The organism is Amycolatopsis sp. TRM77291 (assembly GCF_054166285.1).
Window position 1 is genome coordinate 1 of record NZ_JBSZHF010000042.1, and the last position, 604, is coordinate 604.

The following is a 604-nucleotide window of genomic DNA, read 5'->3' on the forward strand; positions in this document are numbered from 1 at the left end:
GTGGGCATACAGTTTGGGCACCATCGTATAGCCCCAATTGTGTAACTGAGCGCGATTTAGATGAATACGACCCAGATCGTTGGTAACTCAGATCGCCTAATAAAAAATCCGTATAGCACCTAAATTTACCATAACATCCGGGCAGCTAAGTTCGATTCCTGCCCTTCAGGCGTGCAGGATTGTTACGCATGTAGGTGCTTAAACAAAAAACGCCCTATCTCATAGGTTGTGAAATCTGGATTGAGTTCATTTTCATCCATGCCTAGCTCCCTCCCCGCCTCAATCAATATCTTCTTCATGTTGCTGGCCTTAAGCCCATTATGGGTAACCAGAATTTTTCCTTTGGGCAGTTTATGAATCACATAATCTTTAAAGTGGTGCGCTTCCTTTTCGCCAGATAACACAAAGTCTTGTCCAAGTGATTCCTTCAATGACTTATTCTCATTAATTAACTTCAGAACAACATCATCAACAGTCATGCCGAAGTCATCGACATACTCCCTGAGGCTTTCTAACGTTGATTCACTGAGGTTTAAATCGTTTTTTTTACTCATGTAGTCACCACTATGCTAGTTGTCAGAAAAGAAAAAAACAACACAAGTAG

1 protein-coding gene is annotated in these 604 nt (G+C 41.4%); it reads right to left on the minus strand.

The genetic code is table 11. The features are described 5' to 3' along the window. Nucleotides 1–182: 182 nt before the first annotated feature. The gene (locus ACXIZN_RS43270) at nt 183–554 is read right to left on the minus strand and encodes a hypothetical protein (protein WP_021314598.1); all 372 of its coding nucleotides are present in this window, start codon (nt 552–554) and stop codon (nt 183–185) included. Nucleotides 555–604: the final 50 nt, after the last annotated feature.